This is a genomic window from Paraburkholderia ultramafica, from assembly GCF_902859915.1.
In the GTDB taxonomy this organism is placed as follows: Bacteria; Pseudomonadota; Gammaproteobacteria; order Burkholderiales; family Burkholderiaceae; genus Paraburkholderia; species Paraburkholderia ultramafica.
This window is the reverse complement of record NZ_CADIKK010000100.1, coordinates 1-4,624: the sequence shown is the minus strand read 5'-3', so window position 1 is coordinate 4,624 and position 4,624 is coordinate 1. Positions and strand designations below refer to the sequence as shown.

Here is a 4,624-nt window from a genome sequence, read left to right as displayed (position 1 = left end):
ACCACACGAGCAGGATCACCGTGTAGATCGCCATCACGCAGGCGGTAATGCGCTGGGCGAGCCAGTCGCGCAGACCGTAATGTGCGCCGACGACGAGACGCTTCGGACCGATTCGGTTATTAGCTGACATTTTTTAGAATGCTCCGAACAGTTTTGCCGCGAATGCGATGGTGAGCAGCGACGACACGACGAGAACGATGATGGAGGTCTGCTTGCCTTTTTCCTTCGTCACCGCATTGTGGTTGGTGTCCATCACGAGGTGGCGGACGCCGGCGCAGAAGTGAAACAGGAAAGCCCACGCAAGAACGAGCGTGATCAGCTTGACGACGATGTTGGAGAGGAACCCTTTGAAGACTTCGAAGCTCAATTCGGAAGTCAGGCTCTGGTCAAAGAGGTACAGCAGGAACGGAAGAAAAACAAACAGCAGACCACCGCTCACGCGATGCAGAATCGACACTCGCCCCGCTAGCGGGAGACGGTATGCCGTCAATATTTGCCCAATACCGATGTTCCGGAATTCCGGCCTCGGTTTTTTTACGGCTTCAGCCATGCTAGACCCCTACTATGTAGTCACACTAATCCGCAATTTTAGCGCCTTTTTATATCGCGCTGCAGCGAAAACCACTACAGGTCCGTTACAGCACGCGCGATAAAGGCGCCGTCAAACAGGCGCGCGTGTGGGACGCCACGCCTCGATTCAGCCCGATTCAGCTCAGATCGTTCTGATAGTAATACCCGGTTGTGACATACCAACCTCGCCGGACCTCAACCGGCCGGTCCCCATAGGTATAGGACACGCGCTCGACCGACAGCAGCGGAAAACCCGCCGGCACATCCAGCAGGTCGGCCACCGAAGGCTCGGCCGCCACCGCGCGGATCTTCTCCGTGGCGCGGATCATGCGGGTGCCGAATTCCGTCTCGAACATCGCGTAGAGGGGACCTTTATACTCCGACAGCCGCTCGAGCGTGAGTCCGCGAAACACGGCGCCGGGCAGCCAGATTTCGTCGAGTACGGTGACTTCGCCGTCGAACTGCAGCAAGCGCTTGATCAGTACGACCGGATCGGCCGGCTTCAGATCGAGTTGCCGGGCGATGTCCGCCGAAGCGCGCAAGCGCCGGCATTCAAGCAGGCGGCTGACGTGCGGGTGTTCCGCGCCGTCGTCAGCCAGCAGTCTCAGGAAGCGGAACTGGGCGCGATCTTCGTTGTGCGTTGCGACAAACGTGCCCTTGCCCTGGCGGCGCACCAGCAGGTTGTCGGCGGCAAGCTCGTCGATCGCTTTGCGCACCGTACCCTGGCTGACCTTGAATCTTGCCGCCAATTCGACTTCACTAGGAATGATCTCGCCGGGCTTCCATTCGCCGCTTTCGAGGCTCTGCGTAATCAGCCCCTTGATCTGCTGATACAAGGGACTGAAAGTGGGCGACGCGGCGGGAGCGGCAGCGGATACACCTTCGCCTGCGGCCCCTTGGCCGCTCGGGTTCGTGGTGTTCGCCGGGTTCGAATTCATCCGCGCATTTCATCATAAAGGGCTAGGGCGCGTCTAGGGTTTTCCCCGCAATAGATGTGTCTTATATAAGACATAAGATAATGTTGACTTTGTGCCTGCCCCCTCCTACACTCCTTGTCGAGCAAGGGTTTGCGGGATTTTCGGCAGCTGTTCGATGCAGCGCCGCGACGCACCGGCAGCCACTCTGCACCATGCTGTTCCCACGCAGTTCAGGTTTCGATTCGCCGCCATCCGTTGGTCAGACGCTTGCCGAAACGCGCTGTTTGCAGGAGCCCGCACCGTGCAGCGGCTACCCGGCGCCTCGCTGTCCCGCCCCCGCCCTCTCAAGAAAACGCCGGGACGCCCCAAGTTTTCTTGCCCCTCGGGGAGCCTGGTGCGAAGCGCCAGGTTGCGGGCACTCGGTAGTACAGGTTTCCGGCATGGCGGTCTTGCCGCAGCGCGCCGCTCGGCCTCGTCACATGACGAGTCGGTACGCGAACAGTGACTTCCGCCGTGTTTCATAACGCTTCGCTGAACGCGCATATAGAATGGCGTTTTCCCTAGCGTCTAACGCATCGTCCTGGAGATTTCTCAATGGCTAAGCCCGCAAAGCGCGTTGCCGTCACCGGCGCCGCAGGTCAAATCGCTTACTCCCTGCTGTTCCGCATCGCCAATGGCGACCTGCTCGGCAAGGATCAACCGGTGATCCTGCAACTGCTCGACCTGCCGCAAGCGCAAGGCGCCGTCAAAGGCGTCGTGATGGAACTGGATGATTGCGCATTCCCGCTGCTGTCGGGTGTCGTGATCACCGACGACCCGAAGGTTGCATTCAAGGATGCAGACGTGGCCCTGCTGGTCGGCGCGCGTCCGCGCTCGAAAGGCATGGAGCGTAAGGACCTGCTGTCGGCCAACGCCGAAATCTTCACGGTTCAGGGCAAGGCGCTGAATGAAGTCGCCAGCCGCGACGTGAAGGTGCTGGTGGTCGGCAACCCGGCCAACACGAACGCGTACATCGCAATGAAGTCGGCGCCGGATCTGCCGAAGAAGAACTTCACCGCCATGCTGCGTCTGGACCACAACCGCGCGCTGTCGCAACTGGCGGCCAAGTCGGGCAAGCCGGTCGCGTCGATCGAAAAGCTGGCTGTGTGGGGCAACCACTCGCCGACCATGTACCCGGACTTCCGCGTCGCAACGGCAGAAGGTCAAGACCTGACCAAGCTGATCAACGACGAAGAATGGAACCGCAACACGTTCATCCCGACCGTGGGCAAGCGCGGCGCAGCGATCATCGAAGCGCGCGGCCTGTCGTCGGCGGCGTCGGCGGCTAACGCTGCAATCGACCACGTGCGTGACTGGGTCCTCGGCACGAACGGCAAGTGGGTCACGATGGGTATTCCGTCGGACGGCTCGTATGGCATTCCGGAAGACATCATCTACGGCGTGCCGGTAACGTGCGAAAACGGCGAGTACAAGCGCGTCGAAGGTCTGGCAATCGACGCGTTCTCGCGCGAGAAGATGGACGGCACGCTGCAGGAACTGCTGGAAGAGCGCGACGGCGTTCAACACCTGCTCGGCTAAGCACCTGATGCAGATGAACCGGAACCCCGAAGCGTCAGCGCGGCGGGTTCCGGTTTTTTTCGCGCGAATGCAGCCGTTCGCAGCTGATTCGAACGCGTTTTGCGACTGGCCGACGGCGGCCATGCAGAACGCGTCCGAATCAGATTTCTCCAATCACTTCCCACGCCCCTGACGCCGAAGATGCGCGCCCTCACACCCGCCGAAGTGCTGTTTGACGGCGAAGTGCCGCCTGCCGTGCTGCCTGCCTGCGATCACTACGCCGGCAGCGAAAAGCTGATGCTGAAATCGCTCGCGTTGCAGCAGCAACTGGGGCCGGTGTTCGATATCACGCTCGATTGCGAAGACGGCGCGCAAGTCGGCCGCGAAGCGGAACACGCGGAGCTGGTCGCGTCGCTGCTCGGCAGCGAGCATGACCGCTTTGGCCGCGTCGGCGTGCGGATTCACGACTTCGCTCACGCGCACTGGCGCGACGACGTCCGCCTGATTCTGCGCGCCGCGAAGCAAGCACCCGCTTACATCACGCTGCCGAAGATCCGCAACGTCCCCGACGCCGCCGAAATGGTCGCGTTCATCGAGGCGACGCGGCGCGAACTCGGCATCGCGCAACCGGTGCCAGTGCAACTGCTGGTCGAAACCCACGGTGCGCTCACGCGTGTGTTCGACCTGGCCGCGCTGCCGGGCGTCGAAGCACTGAGCTTCGGCCTGATGGACTTCGTCTCCGCGCACGATGGCGCGATCCCCGACACGGCCATGCGCTCGCCGGGGCAGTTCGATCATCCGCTGGTGCGGCGTGCGAAGCTGGAAATCTCGGCTGCCTGCCATGCGCACGGCAAAGTGCCGTCGCACAATGTCAGCACGGAAGTGCGCGACATGAGCGTGGTCGCCAATGACGCCGCGCGTGCCCGCAACGAGTTCGGCTACACGCGGATGTGGAGCATCCACCCGGCGCAGATCGAGGCGATTGTCGCCGCGTTTGCGCCACGCGACGAAGAGATCGCCACGGCGACCGAAATCCTGCTGGCCGCGCAGTCCGCGCAATGGGGACCGACGCGTCATCACGACACGTTGCACGACCGTGCGAGCTACCGCTATTACTGGTCGGTGCTGCGCCGCGCGCAAACCACGGGCCGTGCCGTTCCGCAAGACGCCGCGCCGCTGTTTGTGGAAGTGGGCGCTAACGGACAGTCGGCATCATGAACGCGATGGTTCAGGCAGCAGCTAAGAGCAGGCACAAAGGAGAAGGCGGGAGATGAGCGAGACGACCCAAGCCGCTGGTGCACAAAGCGGCAATGAACCCCAAAGCGGCTTCAAGCCGAAGAAGTCCGTTGCGCTGTCCGGCGTGACCGCGGGTAACACCGCGCTGTGCACGGTCGGCAAGACCGGCAACGATCTGCACTACCGCGGCTACGACATTCTCGACATCGCGAGCGCCTGCGAGTTCGAGGAAATCGCTTATCTGCTGGTCCACGAAAAGCTGCCGACCCAAACTGAACTGACGGCCTACAAGACGAAGCTCAAGAGCCTGCGCGGCCTGCCCGCGAACGTCAAGGCGGCGCTCG

Annotated in this window: 5 protein-coding genes and 1 pseudogene; 3 read left to right on the top strand and 3 right to left on the bottom strand. The window is 62.0% G+C overall.

The window, feature by feature from the left end; translation table 11 throughout:
* The 3 genes and pseudogenes from HV744_RS36115 to HV744_RS36105 form a co-directional block, all read right to left on the bottom strand.
* Positions 1-130: pseudogene (locus HV744_RS36115) on the bottom strand (succinate dehydrogenase, hydrophobic membrane anchor protein); the annotation flags it as partial.
* A 3-nt stretch (positions 131-133) separates the two neighbouring features.
* Positions 134-550: a succinate dehydrogenase, cytochrome b556 subunit gene (gene sdhC, locus HV744_RS36110; RefSeq protein ID WP_175154025.1), complete on the bottom strand. Its 417-nt coding sequence runs from the start codon at positions 548-550 to the stop codon at positions 134-136.
* 157 nt (positions 551-707) lie between these two features.
* The gene (locus tag HV744_RS36105) at positions 708-1,508 is read right to left on the bottom strand and encodes a GntR family transcriptional regulator (RefSeq protein ID WP_175154024.1); all 801 of its coding nucleotides are present in this window, start codon (positions 1,506-1,508) and stop codon (positions 708-710) included.
* 573 nt (positions 1,509-2,081) lie between these two features.
* On the opposite strand from HV744_RS36105, the gene HV744_RS36100 reads away from it, so the two are divergent.
* The 3 genes from HV744_RS36100 to HV744_RS36090 form a co-directional block, all read left to right on the top strand.
* Positions 2,082-3,065: a malate dehydrogenase gene (locus HV744_RS36100; RefSeq protein WP_175154023.1), complete on the top strand. Its 984-nt coding sequence runs from the start codon at positions 2,082-2,084 to the stop codon at positions 3,063-3,065.
* 180 nt (positions 3,066-3,245) lie between these two features.
* Positions 3,246-4,262: an HpcH/HpaI aldolase/citrate lyase family protein gene (locus tag HV744_RS36095; protein ID WP_175154022.1), complete on the top strand. Its 1,017-nt coding sequence runs from the start codon at positions 3,246-3,248 to the stop codon at positions 4,260-4,262.
* A 52-nt stretch (positions 4,263-4,314) separates the two neighbouring features.
* Positions 4,315-4,624, top strand: a 310-nt coding sequence (locus tag HV744_RS36090) for a citrate/2-methylcitrate synthase (RefSeq protein ID WP_281363703.1), incomplete at its 3' end; no start/stop codon positions are given.

Bases quoted from the DNA above. Each gene is read 5' to 3' on its own strand.
- sdhC (WP_175154025.1), bottom strand. From the start codon at position 550: ATGGCTGAAGCCGTAAAAAAACCGAGGCCGGAATTCCGGAACATCGGT.
- HV744_RS36105 (WP_175154024.1), bottom strand. From the start codon at position 1,508: ATGAATTCGAACCCGGCGAACACCACGAACCCGAGCGGCCAAGGGGCC.
- HV744_RS36100 (WP_175154023.1), top strand. From the start codon at position 2,082: ATGGCTAAGCCCGCAAAGCGCGTTGCCGTCACCGGCGCCGCAGGTCAA.
- HV744_RS36095 (WP_175154022.1), top strand. From the start codon at position 3,246: ATGCGCGCCCTCACACCCGCCGAAGTGCTGTTTGACGGCGAAGTGCCG.